Consider the following 20,121-nt stretch of genomic DNA (forward strand, 5'->3'; position numbering starts at 1 on the left):
AGTATTGGGCGTGAGGCCCTGGGTTCGAACCGGCGGGGTCATCGTCGTCCTTCTTCGTGGGGCGGGCAGGGGTTTCGCACGCGCATCAGAGCACCGGGCAGCCGTCCATCGTGCGCGTGATGGGCTGCAGCATGGAGAACGCGCCCTTCCACGAGATCGTGACCTCGTAGCGCCGGGGCTGGAGGGGGTCGGTCTGGATCGGCTTCGCGGTGATGTTCGCCGAACCGTTCGCCGCCGTCGAGATCGTCGCCGCGTTCTGCGGCTGTGCGGGTACGCACGGCGCGAAGTCGACGGAGACCGTCGTCGGGGCACTGCCTGACGCGGGGGTGAGTGCCACCTCCGGCGAGCAGGCCCAGGTGAAGGTCTGATGACACGTCCGCGCCTTGGCATTGGACGGCGCGGAATTAGGGGACAGCGAGAAGCTGCCCTCCCAGCTGCCGTACACCCGGAACTGCGGGGCGAAGTTGGGCTGTGCCTCGACCGTCGGGGACTTGGCGAGCACGTAGGAGTACCGGTTGCCGATCTGCGTGTACGTGTTGGAGACGGCCCAGGTCAGATCTCCCCCCGGGCCCCCGATCGACTGGAAGACGAAGACCGACGTCGGCGACGACTCGGCGACGCCGTAGCCGTTCGACGCGCACACCTTGACGTTGTAGGTGCTGTACGCCTCGAGATCGGAGAGGGTGGGCGTGTCCGAGACGCGCTCCGCGTTCGCGGCGAGCGTGCCGTCGGGGTTCGCCGTGCACGTAGCGGTGCCCGAACGCCACGCGAGGTACTTCGTGGTGATCGGGCGCGCGCTGCCGTTGCCGTTCGCCGACGTCGGGCCGCTCACCGCGATCGACGAGTTCGAGGACGCGGCCGCCGCCGTGCCCGAGCCGATGATCGGCGCTCCGGCGACGGTCACCGACGCCTGGAACGCCCCGCCCTCGTTGCCGCCGCCTGTCGGAGGCTGGAACTGGCTGATCGGGACGATCGTGATGGTCTGAGCACCAGGGGGGAGCGTGACATCGACCGTGGTGGTGGCTCCGGATCGCGGGATGACCTGCCCCGAGCCCTCGATGCGGAACGATGCCGCGTCGTCGCCGGCGGTGATCGACAGCGAGGCGACGCCCTGCGACGTCGTCGTGACACCGGCTCGGTACACGGGCGCGGCGGCCGCACCCGAGATCTCCGGTGCCGCATAGGCCCACGTCGTGTGGGCAGAGGTCGGGGTCGACGATCCGACCGCGTTCACCGCGACCGCCGTGTAGGCGTGGGGCTCGCCGTTCACGAGACCGCTCACCGTGCAGCGGTAGAACCCGGCGTTCGGCGTGCACGACGCATTCGCCGGTGCGCCGTCGCGGAGGATCGTCACGCCGGTGACCGCGGGATGCGCGCGAGCGGCCTCGCCGAGAGGCACGTCGAGTGTGACGGTGGTGCGGGTGTACGCCGCGGTGGTGACGCTCGCGGGCGGCTGCGAGATGCCCTGCAGGTCGAGCGTCATGGTGCCCGTGCCGGTGCGCCCCTGCGCGTCGCTGACGACGAACGGGATGATGCACTGACCGCCGGGGGCGTTTCCGCCGCCGGGCCAGCTCACGGCCAGGGAGTTGCCGGCGACGGTGACGCTGGCGACATCGCATCGTGCTCCGGCGCCGATCGAGGTGAGGGTGAGACCGGCGCCCACCTTGCCCTGGAACGGGTCATACTCACCGGCGATGCCGACGGCCTCGACCGAGCATCCGGGGGTGGTGACGATGCACTGCTGGGTGAAGGTCGCGCCCCGCGGGGCGTCGGGCGGGGCGATGCCGACGACGAGACGGATCGCCGACGATGCGCCGCCGTACTCCGCCACGCTCACCGCGATCTCCTCGCGCGTGCCGGGCTGCGCGTCGGCTCGCGCCTCGACTGTCAGAGTGGCGCCGTCGCGGGTGACCGTGAACGCGGATCCCGAGTAGTCGATGCCGTACTGGAGCGTCGAGGCGTCGCCCGACCGGCCGCCCTCCCAGGAGACCATGCCCGAGTAGATGTCGATCGTCGCGGCGGCGCCGGGCGCGATGGTCTGCGCGATCGGCGCGAGGTTCACCTGGGGCGCCGCGGGGCGGATGCTGATCGGCACCTCGATGTACGACCAGCTCTGCTGACCCTTGAGCCGGACCGGAACGAGACAGGTGTCGGACCACGGGGCGCCGGTGCCGGACTGGTAGGTGCCCGTCTTGCCGGTCGCCGAGCAGATCGCCGAGGCCCGCTGCGCGCTCAGGTCGGTGCCGACGTCGAAGGGATCGGAGCTCGAGAGGTCGACGTAGTCGCCGACGTCGAACTGCACCGTGGACTCCTCGTCGACCACGACGGGCTCGGCACCGGGGCGGGTCTGCACCCGGAGGTCGTCGAACGCCGGGATGTGCAGGAAGCCGTGCCCCACGATGTCGCGCCCGCCGACGGTGCCGCTGAGCGTGAACGGGACGAGGGCGCCCTCGGGGGGAGCCTGACCCGTGATCCGGTCGCCGGACACGGAGAATCCCGGCTGGTCGCCCCAGAGGCTGAGCGTGAGCTCGCCGACGTCGCCCGAGGTCCACCGGACCCGATCGGTCACGACGTCGATCCCGCCGCTGGAGAGCTCTGCCCTGTCGCGGGCGGTGAGCACCGTGTCGGTGACCGTCGGCTGGTCGGCGACGTCGTCTTCTGTGACGGTGACGACGATGAGGCCCTGCGAGGTGCTTCCGGTGCGTGTGGACTGCACGGTGTAGATGTACGAGTTCGTGCCGGCGGTGTCTCCGGCCTGCAGCACGACGCGGCCGTCGTCCAGCGACGTCTGATCGTCGATCAGCCGGTCGAGGCGCTCGTAGAGGGGATTGCCCGGCGCCGTCGGCGCATTCGGGATGAGCTCGACGAGCTCGAGTTCGCCCTGGGCGGGATCGATGTCGTTGGCACGCGGATCGAGCACGATCGGCGTGGACGAGTCGACGCGCACGCGCACGTAGTCGCTGAACGTGACAGGGGCCGTGTCGTCGATCGCGGCGTCGAGGACGCCGATCCGCACGGTGCCGGTTCCCTGATCTCCCTGCGTGTCTCTGACCGTGTAGTCGAAGCTGACCTGGCCGTCGCCGACTCCGCCCGCCGGGGCGCGGTACACGATCGCGTCGCCCGAGGGCGAGATGGTCACGGTGCCCTTGCCCGAGCCCGGCTGCGCGACACCGGCGAGGGAGACCCTGTCGCCGTCGGCGTCCATCCCCGTCGGCGGAACCTTGAGCGAGACCGTCTGGCCGCTGAGCACTCGCCCCTCGAGCGTGATCGGCGTCGGGGCGCGGTTGGTGCCCGACGGGACGACGGTCACGAGCACCGTGCCGTTGTCGGACAGCGAGGGGTTGCGCTCGAGCGCGACGGAGTAGGTGAGCCGGTACGTGCCGGGGGTCTTCGGGGCGAGGTAGCGCAGCGCGTTGCCGTCGGCGAAGACGAGCTCGTCGGGCTGGTCCGATCCGGTCACCTCCGGCAGCACGAGAAGAGGCTCGCCGCGGGGCGCGACGTCGTTGGCCGTGACCGGGATACGCGAGAGGGACCCCGCGCGCACCGTGATGGCGTCGGCGAACACGATGGGCCTGGTGACGGTCGACGGCGAGGTGAGGAACACCGTGACCGTGCCCTTCACGGCGCCTCCCGCGCCGTCGGCGATCGTGACGGATGCCGAGCCGATGACGCCTGGCTCTCCGTCGGCGGTCGTGCCGCTGACGCGGATGCTCTCGTTGCCCACGACTCCCACGTTGAGCAGGGAGGTCGAGCTCTCGACGCCGGAGACCAGCAGCACGCGACCGGTGTTGTTCTGCACCCCGCGGAGCACGTCCACCGTGGTGTCCTGGCCCTCGCGGACGAAGGCGGTGAGGGGCGCCATCGCGAGAGCGGTGGATCCGTCGACGGCGGTGACGCGGATCACGGCGGAGCGCTCGGCCTGAGTCACCGCGTCCTGCGCGGTGTAGGTGACGACGTACTGACCCGGCTGGGCGACCGTGAGCTCGACCGTGCCTGCTGCCGTGTTCGGTGCCACCTCGAGGCCGTCGGCGGAGGCCGACGTCTGCACGGCATCGAGCAGCCGGTAGGAGCCGGATCCGCCGGAGAGGTGATCCGCGACCTCGATCGACTGCGGCTCGCCCACGAGCGCGTTCAGCGCCACGGGGGCCGCGACGAGTGCGGGGTTGGCGGTCACCTGCACGTCGAGGACCTTCTCGGCCGTGGCGCCCTGCGCGTCCTGGACGACGACCGTCACGGAGATCACGGCGTCGGAGGCATTCGGGTCGGTGTGGCGGATCGCGACGCGGCCGTCGTCCATGGGCACGACCATGACGGGCGCCGCCGCGTCGGTCTCGTAGGCGTCGCTGAGCACGAACGGGTCGCCCTCGGGGTCGACCCAGCCCGACAGCGCCGCGACGATCGTGCTGCCTCCCGGCAGCAGCTGCGGGGTCGGCCATTCCTGCTGACACGCCTCGACACCGCACCAGACGGGAGCGGAGTTCGACGCGGGATCGACGACCGTGAGCGTCACGGTCGCAGGTTCCGATACGGCGGATCCGTCGGTGACCGCGTAGCTGAAGCTGGCCTGCCCCGACGCCGCGCGCACGGTGACGACGAGGGACTGCCCGTCCGCGACGAGCGAGACATCACCGAAGTCGGGATTCGAGAGGCCGCTGAGCGATGCCGCGTCGACCGACAGCACGTCTTTGCGGTTCGGGTCGTGGTCGTTGTAGAGCACGGGCAGGATGACCTGCTGGCCGCTGCGCACGCCGAACGCGTCATCGACGGCGACCGGTGGCATCTGCTCGGCGATGTCCTCGACGACGACCGTGCCCTCCTCCTGCTCGGTCTCCTTCTCGACCGCCCACTGGTCCAGCGGGATGAGGCGACCTTCCGGAGCCGTCCAGATCAGCCCTGTCCCCACCTCGGAGAGCACCGCGCGATCGCCGTTGCTGCGGAACACCGGCCGGATCGACCCGGACTCCAGAGCCTTGTCCGGCACGGTGAGATCGACGGTGTCGCCGTCGGCCCAGAGGGTTCCGGAGCCCGTGTCGAGCCAGGCCGCATAGGCCTGCCCGCCGGCGAAGGTGGGAACGGCGGGAACGCCGGATGCCTCCACCGTGCGTGTCGCCTCGCCGCCTCCGAGCGGCACCGAGACCAGGCCGTCGGAATCGGCGATGAGCAGGTTCTCCGCGTCGGCGGAGCCCGCCTGGAGGATGGCGTCGTCGGCGATGTCGAGACTCTGCGGCTCTCCCCCGCCCGTCCACAGCTGTCCGTCGCCCGGTTGCAGCAGCGCCCAGCGGTCGCCCACGACGGTCATGGTGACGTCGGTTCCGGCCTCGGGCGCCGAGTCGATCGCCTGCGCGTCGCCGATGAACGCGTACTCGTCGATGTCGAAGCGGCGCACCGCGCCCTCGTCACCGGAGTACAGCGCGAGGATGCCGTCCGGCGACAGGCCGATCGCATCCGCGGTGTAGGTGGGCCTGTCTTCGCCCTCTTCGACCTCGACCTCGGCGAAGGGGTCGACGAGTGCCGTCGACGCGCCTGCGCTGAGGGTGGAGACGGAGACCTGCCCGGTGTCGGAGCGGTACGCGACGTAGGGGCCGGCCGAGACGATCTCTCTGGTGCCGGCGGGGGTCGGCTCCGAGGCCGACGCGGTGCCCTCCTCGCCGGCGTCGGCGAGGAGGTTCTGAGGTGCCGCGGCGTCGAGATCCCACCGCTGACGGGAGCCCTGGCTGTAGAGCACCGCCTCCGCGCCGCTCTGCCAAACGGCGTCGGGCGCGTCGACGTTGCGCACGGTGTCGATCTCGGCGAGCTCGGTGTTGACGCGCGCGTACTGGCCCGAATCCCGGAGCACCCAGACCGACGACTCGAGGCGGGGCACCTCCTGCGATTCGTAGCCCTGGGCGGTGACGGCCACGGCCACCACGGTCGCGAGGGCGGCGACACCGGCGATCGATGCGATCAGCCGTCGACGGGAGGGCGGCGGCGTCGCGGTTCTGCTGCGGTCACCGATCGCCATCAGATCACTCCGGTCAGCATCAGCACGGTGACCCCGACGGCGCCGAGCGCGACCATGCCGATGGCGGCACCGATGAGTCCTGAGACGAGAGGTGAGCGCTCCCGCTTCGGGGCCGGCTGCGCGTCGACCTCACGCGGACCTGTTCCCTTCGCGGCCGCGCGTGCGGCGCGGCGCGAGGCGGGGTCGACGGTGGTGACGACGGGGCCGCGGGAGGCGGCGTCGGAGAAGTCGACGGGCGAGGCCGCCGCCCAGTCGGCGGACGCCGCTTCGAAGGCGGTGGGGGCGATGCGCAGCTCGTACTGCGCCCAGCGCAGACGCTCGGCGAATTCGGTCATCGACGCGAACCGCCGCTCGGGGTCGCGCTGCATCGCGGTGGAGAGGATCTCGTCGACTCCGCGGGGGAACCCGGCGACGGGGACGGGCGTGTACTGCGCCTTCACGATGCGGCGGGTCAGCCGGTCGCGGGAGTTCTGCGACCGGTCGTCGACCTCGAACGGCGTACGGCCGGCGAACAGCGTGTAGAGGGTGGCTGCGAGGCTCCAGATCTCGCTGGCCACGGATCCCGACACCTTCTCCTGCAGCACCTCGGGGGCGCTCCACGGCACAGACATCGCGATGGTGTCGGACTCGCCCTCGTCGAGCACGGCCGCGGCGATGCCGAAGTCGGCGAGCACCGGGCTGCCGAGCGAGCTGACGAGGATGTTGGAGGGTTTGATGTCGCGATGCAGGAGTCCTGCACGGTGCACGGTCTCGAGCGCACCGGCGATGCGCACGCCCGTGTCGAGGACGTCGGCGACCGGCAGCGGGCCCCGCTTGTACCGGGCGCTCATGTTGTCGGGGCAGTACTCCATGGCGATGTAAGGACGGCCGTCGGACGAGATCGAGGCCTGGTAGATCGTCACGATCGCGGGGTGCGCGCTGAGACGGGCGGAGATGTCCGCCTCCGCATTGAAGGTGCGGAGGATCTCAGGGTTCACGGCGTCGGCGAGAAGCACCTTGACGGCCGAGACACGTCGAGGGAGATCCTGTTCGTAGAGGAAGACGTCGGCGAAACCGCCCGAGCCCAGCGGCCGGACGTAGCTGTAACCGGAGAGCACCGGTGGCGCAGACATGGTGCGCTTGGCCATGCGCTTCCCTCCCGAAGTGAACAGACAGCGAGAGAACGCCGTGCCGCGTCAGCAGAGTGCGCGCATCCCCCCATCGGATCATAGTCGAGGGGTCGCCCGCACCGCCTCTGTCACCTTCCCGCGGGCGGCGTGCGGGGAGCGCTGATCATGCCCGCCAGCATCCCTCCACATGATCGTCGACCATTCCGCTCGACTGCATGAGGGCGTACATCGTGGTGGGTCCGACGAACCGGAAGCCGCGGCGACGCAGCTCCTTGCTCATCGCGGTGGATTCAGGGGTGACGGGCGGAACGTCCGACAGGGTCTTCGGCCGGGCGCCCGAGGGGTGCGGCGCGAACGACCACATGAGTCGGTCGAGTTCTCCTTCGGCCATGGTGCGCACGATCTGGGCATTGCCGATGGTCGCCAGCACCTTGGCCCGGTTGCGGATGATGCCGGCATCGCCCATCAGCCGTTCGACATCGGAGTCGTCGAACTCCGCCACCGTATCGATGTCGAAGCCCGCGAAGACCTCGCGGAAGCGAGGACGCTTGCGCAGGATGGTGATCCACGAGAGGCCCGCCTGAAAGCCTTCGAGCGACATCTTCTCGAACAGCGGACGGTCGCCGTGCAGTGGCCTGCCCCACTCTTCGTCGTGGTAGCGGACGTACTCGGGGTCGTCTCCCACCCAGGCACAGCGAGCGCGGCCATCGGGTGCGGTGATCAGGGAGGTCATGCGCTCACGCTATCGGCGACGGCGGACATGCTGCGGGTCGGCTCCGGCCTGCCGACCCGCTCCTTCATCGAACCGGATGGCTGAAGAAGTCACGGGTGGCGGGCCGGATGCCGTCATCCCGTCCGCCGACCGGGGAACAGTCAGCCAGAACGCGGCGGGCGCCGAGAAGGGCGCTTACGATCAGTCCGCGAACGTCGAGGCGTCGATCACGAAGCGGTAGCGCACGTCGGACGCGAGCACGCGGTCGTACGCCTCGTTGATCTGCGCGGCGGTGATGACCTCGATCTCCGAGGCGATGCCGTGCTCGGCACAGAAGTCGAGCATCTCCTGCGTCTCGCGGATGCCGCCGATGTTGGAGCCGGCGAGCGAACGGCGACCGCCGATCAGCGACATCACCTGCACGGGCAGCGGTTCGGCGGGCGCCCCCACGCAGACCATCGAGCCGCCCACATCGAGCAGCCCGAGGTAGGCGCGCAGGTCGACGACCGCGCTCACGGTGTTGAGGATCACGTCGAACGAGCCGCCCAGTGACGCGAAGGTCTCGGGGTCGCTCGTCGCGTAGTAGTGGTCGGCGCCGAGGCGCAGTCCGTCATCCTTCTTGTTCAGGGTCTGCGACAGCACGGTCACCTCGGCGCCCAGGGCATGGGCGATCTGCACGGCCATGTGGCCGAGACCGCCGAGACCGACGACGGCGACGCGCGAGCCGGGTCCGACGTTCCAGTGACGAAGCGGCGAGTAGGTCGTGATGCCCGCGCAGAGCAGCGGAGCGGCGACATCGAGCGCGAGAGCGTCGGGGATGCGGACGGCGAACGACTCGGTCACGACGACCTGCTCCGAGTAGCCGCCCTGCGTGATCGAGCCGTCACGATCGGTGCTGCCGTATGTGAAGACGGCGCCGCGGGAGCAGAACTGCTCGTCGCCGCGCTCGCAGTTGCGGCACTCGCCGCAGGAGTTGACGAGGCATCCCACGCCGACGCGGTCGCCGACGGAGTGCCTGGTGACGTCGGAGCCGACGGCGGCGACGGTTCCCGCGATCTCGTGACCAGGTGCGAGCGGATAGCTCTGCGGACCCCAGTCGCCGCGGACCGTATGGATGTCGGAGTGGCAGATGCCGGCGAAGGCGATGTCGATCAGGATGTCGTGGGCACCGAGCTCCCTCCTCTCGATGACGGTCTTCTCGAGCGGTGCGGCTTCGCTGGGTGCGGCGTAAGCGTGGACACGGGTCATCACGGGCTCCTCGGGTGGATTCGGGTAGAACCCATCGACCTTACGGGCCGAACCTGTGTCGATCCCGACGTGGGTATCGGTACCGTGGTGCTACGGCTCCGGAGGGGAAGTCCATGCGCACATCATCGTCGACCGCACGCCTGCTCACGATCGTGGTGGCTGTCGTGCTCACTCCGATCGCCCTGATCCTGCTCTCCGTCGGCGGGCAGACGATGAATCTCACGCTCCTCGCCTACGGCTTCGACGGCGACGTGACGCCGCTCATCGGCCCCGTGCTGCTGCAGGCGCTCGGGCTCGCGCTGCTCGTGCTGGTCGCGCTCACCGGCATCCGGAGTTCCGCCGGCCTGATCGTCGTCGGCCTGTCGAGCATCGGCCCTCTCGTCGTCGCGGTCCTCCCCGTGACGCTGTCATGGCTCTATCGGGTGACTCCACGGGAGTGGGGCGACGGCCTTCTGTACGGGGTGCCCCTCATCGTGCTCGCCTCCCTCGGCGCCATGGGGCTGGTGCTGGCGCTGGTGCGCCGGGACCCGCGCCCGAAGAGCGGAGTCCTCTGGGCGATCGGCCTCATCGCCTCACCGCTGCTGCTGGTCGCCGGCGCGGGGGCGATCGCCTGGGGCATCGCCGACGGCACGCTCTTCGCCCTGCAGCGGTTCCAGTTCGACATCCGTCCGGGGGCCGCGGGAGCGGTCGTCGCCGGCACGGTGCTCGTCGTGGCGGGCGTCCTTCTGACCCGCTGGTCGCCGTTCGCGCTGATCCTGCCAGCGGTGGCGCTGCTGGCCGTCGGCGTCGCTCTCATCGCCGCTCCCGATGCCACGGTGCCGATGCTCTTCCAGCTGCCCCGCCCGCTGAACACCGTCGTACCGAGCATGCTGCTCTACGCAGGCGGGGCCGCGGCGGGTGTGCTGTATCTCGCATTCACCGCCGTGCTCCTGCGGGTGCGCGCGCAGTCGCGGCGATCGGAACAGGCCCCCTCCGCACCCGCGACGTACCCACCTGCGACGTACCCACCGGCCTGACACGGACATCAGGGCAGGAAGCTCGGATCCGGCCCCTCTGCTCGGCCACCGGTCGGCGTGCGCGATTCCGCACGAACATCGGCCCCGGCTGCAGGAACGGCCCCGCACACGCGGTGCGGGGCCGTTCCTGCTGAATTGTGAACGCGCTCTTGGCCCGAGGTCAGCGCCTGGCGTTCTTCTTCAGCGTCTTCTCCAGCACCGGAGCCTCGCCGGATGCCGCGAGCGCGGCGTAGTACTCACGCGCCTCGTCCTGACGCCGGCGCTCGGCACCCGAGGCGATCGGTGCGCGCACGTGCTCCGGCTCGTAACCGAACGCGGCGACGAGGTCGAGAGCGTGCGGACGCAGGCGCGTGCACAGGCGGTCGATGTAGCGGGAGACCGCGGCGGCACGCTGCGTCGACAGCCGACCGTTGATGAGGTGCCAGGCGAGGTGCTTCTCGATGAGCTGCAGCCCGAACAGATCGCGCAGCCAGGTGAGCACCTTCTTGGTGTCGGCATCCTCGATGCGCCGAAGGGCGTCGGTGAACGCCTCCCACTGCAGCAGCTCACCGTGGGCCCGCGCCGCCTCGATCAGCTCGGCCTGGTTCTCGTTGAACAGCCGCTCACCCAGCGCCTTGTCCTTGCCCGCAGGGCGCAGCCGGCCGGCGATGTCGGCCACCATCTGCTGCACGCGCTCGGCGAGCAGCTGATGCTGCTGCTCCTCGCGCAGCCCGTTCTCGACCGACCGCGAGACCTGCCCGAGGTCGACGACCGACTGCCCGAACTGGCGGAGGCCGGCGCCGTGGAACAGCTTGCCCGCGGTCATCCCGACGGCGAACTTGGCCAGGGCGGCGGCATCCTTGCCGGTGAACTGCCGGGCGTAGTCGGTCAGCAGACGCTTGCCGACCAGCTGCAGGAGCACGTTGTTGTCACCCTCGAACGTCACGTAGATGTCGAGGTCGGCGCGGAGTCCGACGAGGCGGTTCTCGAACATGAAGCCGGCACCGCCGCAGGCCTCGCGCGCCTCCTGCAGCGTGTCGAGGGCATGCCACGTCGACAGCGGCTTGAGGGCTGCGGCGAGCGTCTCGAGATCCTCGCGGTCCTCGGGGGTGTCGATGCGGCCCGAGAACACGCCGTCGAACTTCTGCAGGAACTCGTCGTGCGCGAAGATCTGCGCGTAGGTCGTCGCCAGACGCGGGAACAGGCGGCGCTGGTGCTTGCCGTAGTCGAGCAGCACGACCTCCTGCCCGTCGGCGCCGTCGAACTGACGACGCTGGGTGGCGTAGGTGATCGCGATGTCCAGTCCGAGAGCAGAGGCCCAGCAGGCCGCACCGTCGAGCGACACCCGTCCCTGCACCAGCGTGCCCAGCATCGTGAAGAAGCGGCGACCTGGACTGTCGATCGCGCTCGAGTACGTGCCGTCGGCAGCCACGTCACCGTACTTGTTCAGCAGGTTCGTGCGGGGGATGCGGATGTGGTCGAAGCTCAGGCGTCCGTTGTCGATGCCGTTGAGGCCGCCCTTGAGGCCGTCGTCCTCGCGCCCGATACCGGGGAGGTCGTTGCCGTCGTCACCGCGAAGCGGCACGTAGAAGCAGTGCACGCCGTGATTGACGCCGTTCGTGATCAGCTGCGCGAACACGGTCGCGGCGATGCCGTGCAGCGCCGCGTTGCCGAGGTACTCCTTCGTGGCACCCCGGAAGGGGGTGTTGATCACGAACTCCTCGGTCGCGGGGTCGTACGTCGCGGTCGTCCCCACCGCGGCGACATCGGACCCGTGGCCGATCTCGGTCATCGCGAAGGCGCCGGGAATCGAGAGATCCATGACGCCGGGCAGCCACTTCGCGTGGTGCTCGGCCGTGCCGAGCTGCAGGATGGCCGAGCCGAAGAGCCCCCACTGCACGCCCGACTTGATCTGCAGGCTGGGGTCGGCGACGACGAGCTCCTCGAAGCCCGCGATGTTGCCGCCGTTGTTCTCCTCGCCGCCCAGCGCCTTGGGGAACGCCCGGTGCACGGCCTTCTTCTCCACCAGGAGGTGCAGCTGGCCGAGCACGCGCTCGCGGTGATCGTCCTTGCCCAGTGCGTCGTCGCGCCAGAACGCCGAGTCCTTGATCATCTCTCGCGCCTCGCGGCGGGTGTCCGCCCAGGTGCCCATCAGCAGATCGGTGACGCGGGCGACGTCGATGCGCAGATTCGCGTCGCTGGTGCGGGAATGAGGGCGGGTCGTCTTCGGACGGACGGCGGCGTCGACCATGAGCGTTCCTCTCAGAGGGAAGTAGGGGTGCCTTCATGGTAGGTCTGCGACAACATCCGAAGAACTCGCCTGTACCCATCCTCCAAGCCGTACCGATCCTGTGGACCGACACGATTGTGGTCAGCCCACAGATGCTCCGGGTGGAGGCGAGGTCCTCGTCTGCTCCCATCGCCGCCGGGTGCCCGAGCTCAGGCGCGCCCAGGTGCGGTCGCGGATGAAGATCGAGTCGATCGCGATCATCGTCAGCGAGAACCACGGCAGCCCCATGAGCACGCCGATGCCGATGTGGAAGGAGAGGATGCCGACGAGCCCGATCAGACGCGTCGGTCGGGTCAGCAGCATGAGCGGGAAGGCCACCTGCAGGATGATCGACCCCCAGGTCGCCGCGACGACCATCGGTCCCCACGACGTCACGAGATCGCTGAGCACCGGCCAGGTGCCGAACCGCGCGGTCTGCAGCGGGTTGTAGACCGCGTACCCCTCTTCCCACGGAGCGCCGCCGGCCTTGTACAGCGCGCCCGAGGCGTACACGAAGCACACCTGCGCCGTGAGGGCGACGAGGGCGAGGTTGTGGAACACCGTGCCCAGCAGCGCCGGCTGACTGTTCGGCCTGAACCACTCGCCGCTCTTCGCCCGGCGCTTCGCATCCAGCGACCACCGCGCGGCGGGATCGGCGAAGAACAGCAGCAGCAGCGCGATGCGGAACATGTTGTCGCCCTGGTCGCCGACCATGTCGTTGGCCTCGACGAAGCCGATCCACAGGCAGAAGAAGATCGGCAGCACGATGCGGAACCGCCAGCCCAGCACGAACAGCACCGCGAGCACGCCGAGCAGCAGATACAGCGCGGTATAGAGGACGTCGTTGCCCATCGCCGCGTGGAACGCGCTGAACACCCAGATCTTCGGGAACTCGCTCACGGGGTCGGCGAGCTCGCCGTTCCAGGCCGATCCCGATCCGAACGTGTAGAGACGCGTGCCGAAGTTCGCGGCGAGCAGGCCGAGCGCGGTGACGCCGAACAGGATGCGGGTGACGGCGAGCCCGTACAGGGCCTTCTTGCCGGAGAAGAGCCAGTCGCCGACGAAGGCCGAGATGCGATCGATGGCCGAGAGCACCATCGCCCAGAGTCCGGCGATCATCGACGAGGCGAAGCTCAGCAGGCGGGTGAGGAAGGACCGGGGCGGCGTTCCGTCCGGAGCGCCGGACGGCGACGGGGCCGTCGGCTCGGGAGCCCTCGGAGCGGGAGCGACGGGGGCGGGAGCGACGGGCGCAGGCGCAGGCGCGGGCGCGGGCGCGGTGATCGTGGCCCGCGTCGATGCCGCCCCCTTCGTCGCCGGCGCCTTCTTCTTCGTCTTCGCCGTGGAGGACGCGGTCCTGGTCGGTGCGCTCACGGCTGGGTCCTCTCGAACTGGCTGCGGAAGGTGTTCGCGAAGTTCTCGCGGCTCTGCCCTTCCTCTTCTATAGGGAGTCGCCACCCGGTGGTCGAGAACGTCGGATCCGGTCGCTGGGCGCCCGGGTCGTTGCGATCCGCGTACGGGACGACGTTCTGGCGGCTCACCCGGTACTGCACCTTGATCACGGCATCCGCGCCCCAGATCGCGTAGGCGACCTGGGTGGCGTAGGCGGTGGCGAGGTGCTCCTCGGCCATGTACGCCTCGGTCGACGGGTTGTCGCCCTCGAGCTCGTCGAAGGAGCGGACCATCCACTCCTCCCCGTCGCCCTCCGCGAAGTCCAGCGCGACGACGGCCTTCTGATCGGCGTTCAGCTTGTTGAAGGCGTTCATCTGACCGCTGGCGACCTCGCTCGACTGGATGCCGGCGCGGGGCGGGAAGAGGTTGTACCGGATCATCGAGAGCTCGACGTCGGTCGCACTCACCCAGCCGGTCTCGACCTGCTCGCCGTCCTTCTCGATGACGGCTCGGACGTTGAAGTGGTAGTCGCCGTTGATCGGCTCGGGGGCGAAGACGCTCCACGACTGACCGAACATCGGCAGCATGTACCCGGACAGCACCTGCTGCGTCGGGATCTCCCGCAGTGCCGAGTACGGCGCGATCCACAGGAACGACGCTCCCACGTGCCACAGCGTCAGCAGACAGGCCGCGAAGGCTATGAGCTTGACCCACCAGGTCGGCCGCGGTCGCGCGGCGACCTGGTCGATCCGATCCGCCGCCTCGTGTTCCATCGATGAGATACCCGACATCGTGCCATCCACATCTCTCTCGTCACCGAGGGTCGGGGTCGTCGCTCCGACGACCCCGACCTCTCGGTGCTCCGCGCTGCGATCTACTCCGTCTGGACCATCGGCCTGCGGGAGCGCGCGATGCGCGTCGCCCCCAGGCCGAGCATCAGCAGCAGCGCCGCCAGTGCGATCCATCCGCCCTGGATCTCGCCACCCGTGGTGGCCAGGCCCGAGGCGACGACCCGGAAGTCGGCCGAGACGCTGCCGGAGCTCGCTCCGGTCAGGGTCACGACGTGCGTCCCGAGGTCCGTCGAGGACGGGACCTTCCAGGTGAAGGTGACCGTGCCCTGCGCATCGGCGACCTGGGTCCCCAGTGCGATCGGGTCGGACGTCATCACACCGGTGACGGTCTCGCCGGGCTGGAACCCGGTGCCCACCGCGGTCTGCAGCGCTCCGCGCTCCAGCACCGGGACCTTGATCGTGATGGCGATCCGTCCGGTCGGATCCGCTGCCGCATCCGCCGAGGCGGACGCCGCTGCCGTGGCGTCCGCAGAAGCGGATGCCGTGGCCGAGGCGGACGCATCGGCCGCCGCGGAGGCGGAGGCCGTCGCGGACGACGAGGCGTTGGCCGCTGCGGCCGCCGACGCGTTCGGGTCGGCATCGGCCGAAGCCGAGGCGTTCGCCGCGCTCGTGGAGGTCGCATCGGTCTGCGCCGCCGCCTGGGCTGCGGCCGCCGACGAGGCGTTCGCATCCGTGGTGGCCGTGGTCGAGGCATCGGTCGATGCATCGTCCGTCGCCGCGGCAGCCGCCGAGGCGTCCGCCGTCACGTCGGCCGCCGCCGACGCTGTGCTGGTCGCGTCGGCGAGTGCCGCAGCGACCGCCGCCGCCTCCACCGAGGCGTTACTGTCGTCGTCGGCCTGCGCCGATGCCGATGCGGATGCCGAGGCGTTGGTGTTGACCTCGGCAGACGGGTCGGCCGCCGCAGAGGCGTCCGCCGAGGCGACCGCATCCGAGGAGGCATCGGTGGACGCGTTGGCGATCGCCGCCGCGCTCGCGTTCGATGCCGCACTCGTGCTCGCGTCCGACGCCGCCGAGGCCTCAGCCGCGGTGTCCGTCGACGCATCCGCCAGGGCAGCCGCCTGCGCCGCGATCGCCGCACCGGCGTTCGCCTCGGAGGTGGCGTCCGCGGTGGCAGCCGTCGACGACGTCGCCGTCGCCGCCGACTCCGCCGCGGCCTGCGCTGCCGGGTCGGCCGCTGCCGAACCCTCGGCCGTGGCGTCCGCGAAGGCCGCAGCCTGGGCCGCCGACTCTGCGATCGCATCGGGCGGATGCCGAAGCCGCCGCGTTGGTGTTGGCCGAGGCCTCGGAAGAGGCGTTGGTCGACGAATCCGCCGTCGCCGCCGACTCCGACGATGCCGCCGAGTTCGCATCCGCCGCCGTGGAGGCATCCGCGTTCACGTCGTCCGACGCATCCGCCTGGGCCGCCGCCTGCGCCGCGACCGCCGCCGAAGCGTTGGCCGTGGAGGTGGAGGTCGTCGATGCATCCGTCGAGGCCGCCGTGAGTGCCGCGGCCTCTGCCGCCGACTCTGCACTGGCATCCGCCGCCGCAGAGGAATCCGCCGTCGCCGCCGACTCCGACGATGCCGCCGAGTTCGCATCCGCCGCCGTGGAGGCATCCGCGTTCACGTCGTCCGACGCATCCGCCTGCGCCGCCGCCTGCGCCGCGACCGCCGCCGAAGCGTTGGCCGTGGATGTGACGTCGGTGGATGCGGTGGTCGAGGCGTCCGTCGTCGCCGCGGCCTGAGCCGCGGACGTCGCATCGACCGTGGCCGCCGCGGAGGCGTCCGACGTCGCATCGGCCAGAGCGGCAGCCACTGCCGCCGCCTGCGCCGACGGGTCGCCGTCTGCGGTCGCGTCRGCCGAYGCGGATGCCGARGCCGCCGCGTTSGTGTTGACGTCGCCCGGGTCGCCCGCGGTCACCTCGGTGGTGTCCGTGGCGCTGAACGCACCCGACGTGGCCGTGAGCGTGTAGCCCGTGCCAGGAACCGTGTCGGCCGGAACGGGATAGTTCACCGTGAACGCACCGAACCCGTCGGTCGTCGCGGCCACCGGACCACCGACGTCCGCGCCACCGCCCGGTGCCGTGAGCTGCAGCGACACCGAGGAGTTCACGGGCCAGCCCGTGCCGGTCACGGCGAGGTTGGTGCCCGCAGGAACCGATGCGGCCGCATCCACGACGACAGGAGCCGCCGTGACCTCGGTCGTGTCGGTCGCCGTCTGCGCACCCACGCTCGCCGTCACGGTGTAGCCCGTGCCTGCGGGGGTGCCGGCCGGAACCGGGTACTGCAGCGCGAAGCCGCCGAGCCCGCCCGTCGTCACCACCTGCGGGGTGCCGATCACCGCGCCGCCCGGCGCGGTCAGCTGCACCGTGACATCGGTGTTCGCCGGCCAGGTGGTACCGGAGACCGCGAGATTCGTTCCCGCCTCGACCGTCGCCGCAGCATCGACCGTCGCCGCGGCCGTGACCTCGGTCGTGTCGGTCGCGGTCTGACCGCCGACGGTGGCCGTCACGGTGTATCCCGTGGCCGGCGGGGTATTCGCGGGAACCGGGTAGTCCGCCGTGAACCCTCCCGAGCCGTCGGTGGTCACCACCAGCGGACCGCCGACGTTCGCGCCCCCGCCGGGGGCGGTCAGCTGCACCGTCACATCGGTGTTCGCCGACCAGCCGGTTCCGGTGATGGGAAGGCTCGCACCCGCCTGCACCGTGTCGGCGGCGTCGACCGCAGCCGCGGCCGTCACCTCGGTCGTGTCGGTCGCCGTCTGGGTGCCGACGGTCGCCGTGACCGTGTATCCCGGGCCGGGGACTGCCCCACCGGGGACCGGGTAGTCCAGCGTGAAGCCGCCGGTTCCGTCCGTCGTCACCGTCTCCGGGCCGCCGACGTCGCCGCCGCCCGGTGCGGTCAGCTGCACCGCGACGTCGGTGTTCGCCGGCCAGCCGGTACCCGTGAGGGGAAGGCTGGTGCCTGCCTGCACGGTGGGCGCAGCATCCACTGCCGCGGCGGCCGTGACCTCCGTCGTGTCGATCGCCGTGACCGCACCTGCGGTCGCCGTGACCGTGTACGCGGTGCCGGGAACCGCCGAAGCGGGCACGGGGTAGGCCAGTGTGAACTCGCCGGCGCCGTTCGTGGTCGCCGTCTCAGGACCGCCGACGTTCGCGCCGCCACCGGGCGCGGTCAGCTGCACCGACACCAGGGTGTTCGCGGGCCAGGTCGTTCCCGAGACCGCGAGGTTCATTCCTGCCTGCACCGTCGCCGCGGCATCGATCGCCGCGACGGGAGCATCCGTCACCTCGGTCGTGTCGGTCGCCGTCTGGGTGCCGACGGTCGCGGTGACCGTGTAGCCGGCCGCCGCAGGAGTGCCTGCCGGTACGGGGTAGTCGAACGTGAACGAGCCGGAACCGTCGGTGGTGACCGATTCGGGACCGCCGATGTTCGCGCCCCCGCCTGGGGCCGCGAGCTGCACCGAGAGCTGCGTGTTCGCGGGCCAGTTCGTACCGGAGACGAGCAGGTCTGTGCCCGCCTGCACGGCGGGTGCCGCGTCGATCGCCGCGGCTGCGGTGACCTCGGTCGTGTCGGTCGCCGTGCTCGTGCCGTCCGTGGCGGTGACGGTGAAGCCGGCGCCGGGGGTCGTCCCCACGGGGATCGGGACGGATCCCGTGAAGCCCCCCGCTCCGTCGGTCGTCAGCGTGACCGGACCTGCGACCGCGCCGCCGCCCGGGGCGGTGACCGTGACGGCCACGTCGGTGTTCGCGGGCCAGCCGGAGCCGGTCACGGGAAGGGCGGTGCCCGCCTGCACGGCGGGCGCCGCGTCGACCGTCGGGACGACTGCCGCGAGGGCGTTGGGCCCCGCCTGCGCGTGTGCGAGGACGATGGTTCCGACGCCGCCGGTTCCGAGCACATCGCCCACGGTGAGGACGAACGCCTCCTGGCTGTAGATCGGACCGTTGTCCGGCTGCACGTTGCCGCGCAGCGAGACCACGCCGTTCAGAAGCCCGACCACCGGGTCGAGCGCCGTGACGATCGAGGTCACGGCGGTGGTCACCGTCGGGATGACCGTTGCGATCACGCCGGTCGGTCCGAACAGGGTGGTGTTGAGCGGCCCGGTCAGCGCACCGAGGAGCGTTCCGACGGGGACGGCGACCTGCGCGCCTGCGACCTTGAGCGCGACGGTCGCCGTCGCGGTGCCCGCGACGACGCTGCCCAGCGTCTGGTTGACGACCGAGACCTGCAGGCCGGTGCCGATGTCGACGACGGGCACCGTGCAGGTCGGGCCCGTGCCGACGACGCAGGCGGCGACGTTCACGTTCAGCGTCGCGGCGTTGAGCGTCGAGGTGAGCGCGGTCTGGACGAGCGTGGGAACCGTCTCGAGGACGTTGCCCACGCGGGTGATGAGGTTGTTCAGCACCGCGGTCGAGAGCACCTCCTCGTTGACTCCGAGCCCGTTGAGACCGTGGCCGGTCGTGTCGGCGAGCAGGGCGTCGAGGTCTGCCCCGACGGCGCCCGTGCGCAGATTGACTGTGACCACGCCGTCGCCGACGGGGGTGTCGAGCACGGTGTTCAGCGCGCCGGCGACATCGGTGGTGATGGCGATGTCGATACCGCTGCCTCCGAGGATCGGCGCGAGCACCGGATCCAGAGTCGCCAGGGCTCCGGCGAGCAGTCCGTCGGGGCCGGCCAGAGTCCCGACGGCGGTATCGACCGTCGAGGCCACGCCACCGGGACCGGTGAGCGTCGTCGCCAGACCGCCGACCGCGGGCAGCGTCAGCTGCAGGTCTCCGCCGGCGACGTTGTAGTCGCGTGCGACGACGCCGGCGCCGTCGAGGGACACCTCGGAGCTGATCGCCTCGAGCGAGATGTCGAGGTCGGCGACCGCTGCGGTGACGGTGGATCCGAGCAGGCCCTGGAGGTTCAGCGAGGCGTTCGCGGGATACGCCCCGCCGCCCGTGGTGTCGACGACACCGCTGTCGTTCACGGCACCGGTCGCGGCGCGGGAGACGCCCGCATCCGACGACTGCGAGTACTGGTTCACGGCACCGAGCTGGAGGAAGCCGCTGAGCGGCACGCTGAGGCCACCCGGGATCTCGAGGTTCAGAGCATTCAGCGCCGTCAGATCGAGCGAGCCCGTGTCGGTGTCGGACGTCGGAACGCCGTTGTTGCTCGTCTCCACACCGGCGAGTGAGACCACGTCGTCGAGCGGCACTCCCCCGAGCAGGAGGCTCCCGCTCAGGAATCGTGAGCTCGATGCGGACTCGTCGCCAGGAGCGGCATTCGCCGCTGTGGGTATCAGTGCACTCGCCAGGATCACGGCGCCGACGGTCACGCCGGCGATGCCTCCCCCGATGGCCCTGCGTCGCCGCAGAGCCTTCCCCTCAAGAATTTCCATTCGCCTCTCCCGTGATGCAGATGTTCCGCTTCACAAGGCCCTCCCCAGGCGTCGACAGGTGTCGACCGAGCGCATGTCCAGACAGTATTGCGGGAAGTCTCGGGTTAAGTCCAGGAATCGTCCAGTGAATATTCGGTTGGCGTCATATTGGGAGACGTTCATACGCGTCTTACGAGAACCGCTCCA

General features: G+C 70.5%; 10 protein-coding genes. 1 reads left to right on the forward strand and 9 read right to left on the reverse strand.

From position 1 onward, the window contains the following. Window positions 1-85: 85 nt before the first annotated feature. The 4 genes from ASD43_RS17135 to ASD43_RS02975 form a co-directional block, all read right to left on the reverse strand. Complete coding sequence (locus tag ASD43_RS17135; protein WP_056413358.1) at window positions 86-6,001, reverse strand: Ig-like domain-containing protein; 5,916 nt, start codon at window positions 5,999-6,001, stop codon at window positions 86-88. Continuing rightward, a complete protein-coding gene (locus tag ASD43_RS02965) occupies window positions 6,001-7,128 on the reverse strand; it encodes a serine/threonine-protein kinase (RefSeq protein ID WP_056413361.1) in 1,128 nt (375 codons plus the stop codon). Before ASD43_RS02965 ends, ASD43_RS17135 begins: the two co-directional genes overlap by 1 nt. Window positions 7,129-7,273: 145 nt before the next feature. Next, window positions 7,274-7,843 (reverse strand): DNA-3-methyladenine glycosylase I, encoded by a 570-nt coding sequence (locus tag ASD43_RS02970; protein ID WP_056413364.1) that lies wholly within the window; start codon window positions 7,841-7,843, stop codon window positions 7,274-7,276. Between the two features lie 180 nt (window positions 7,844-8,023). Beyond that, window positions 8,024-9,070, reverse strand: coding sequence for an NAD(P)-dependent alcohol dehydrogenase (locus ASD43_RS02975; protein ID WP_045255011.1), 1,047 nt, complete (start codon window positions 9,068-9,070; stop codon window positions 8,024-8,026). Window positions 9,071-9,183: 113 nt separating this feature from the next. On the opposite strand from ASD43_RS02975, the gene ASD43_RS02980 reads away from it, so the two are divergent. Then, window positions 9,184-10,086: a hypothetical protein gene (locus tag ASD43_RS02980; RefSeq protein WP_056413368.1), complete on the forward strand. Its 903-nt coding sequence runs from the start codon at window positions 9,184-9,186 to the stop codon at window positions 10,084-10,086. A 160-nt stretch (window positions 10,087-10,246) separates the two neighbouring features. On the opposite strand, the gene ASD43_RS02985 is transcribed toward ASD43_RS02980, so the two are convergent. The 5 genes from ASD43_RS02985 to ASD43_RS03005 form a co-directional block, all read right to left on the reverse strand. Next, on the reverse strand, window positions 10,247-12,316 hold the full coding sequence (locus ASD43_RS02985; protein WP_056413372.1) for an acyl-CoA dehydrogenase family protein: 2,070 nt from the start codon (window positions 12,314-12,316) through the stop codon (window positions 10,247-10,249). Window positions 12,317-12,436: 120 nt separating this feature from the next. Then, complete coding sequence (locus ASD43_RS02990; protein ID WP_056413376.1) at window positions 12,437-13,705, reverse strand: HTTM domain-containing protein; 1,269 nt, start codon at window positions 13,703-13,705, stop codon at window positions 12,437-12,439. Then, window positions 13,702-14,514: a DUF5819 family protein gene (locus tag ASD43_RS02995; RefSeq protein ID WP_082539219.1), complete on the reverse strand. Its 813-nt coding sequence runs from the start codon at window positions 14,512-14,514 to the stop codon at window positions 13,702-13,704. The genes ASD43_RS02990 and ASD43_RS02995 overlap by 4 nt, the downstream gene beginning before the upstream one ends. Window positions 14,515-14,597: 83 nt before the next feature. Beyond that, entirely contained in the window at window positions 14,598-15,386 is a 789-nt protein-coding gene (locus ASD43_RS17290; protein ID WP_056413379.1) for a hypothetical protein, read from the reverse strand. A 205-nt stretch (window positions 15,387-15,591) separates the two neighbouring features. Further along, entirely contained in the window at window positions 15,592-19,935 is a 4,344-nt protein-coding gene (locus tag ASD43_RS03005; RefSeq protein ID WP_157550747.1) for a choice-of-anchor G family protein, read from the reverse strand. Window positions 19,936-20,121 lie beyond the last annotated feature (186 nt).

This window comes from Microbacterium sp. Root553, assembly GCF_001426995.1.
GTDB lineage: Bacteria > Actinomycetota > Actinomycetes > Actinomycetales > Microbacteriaceae > Microbacterium.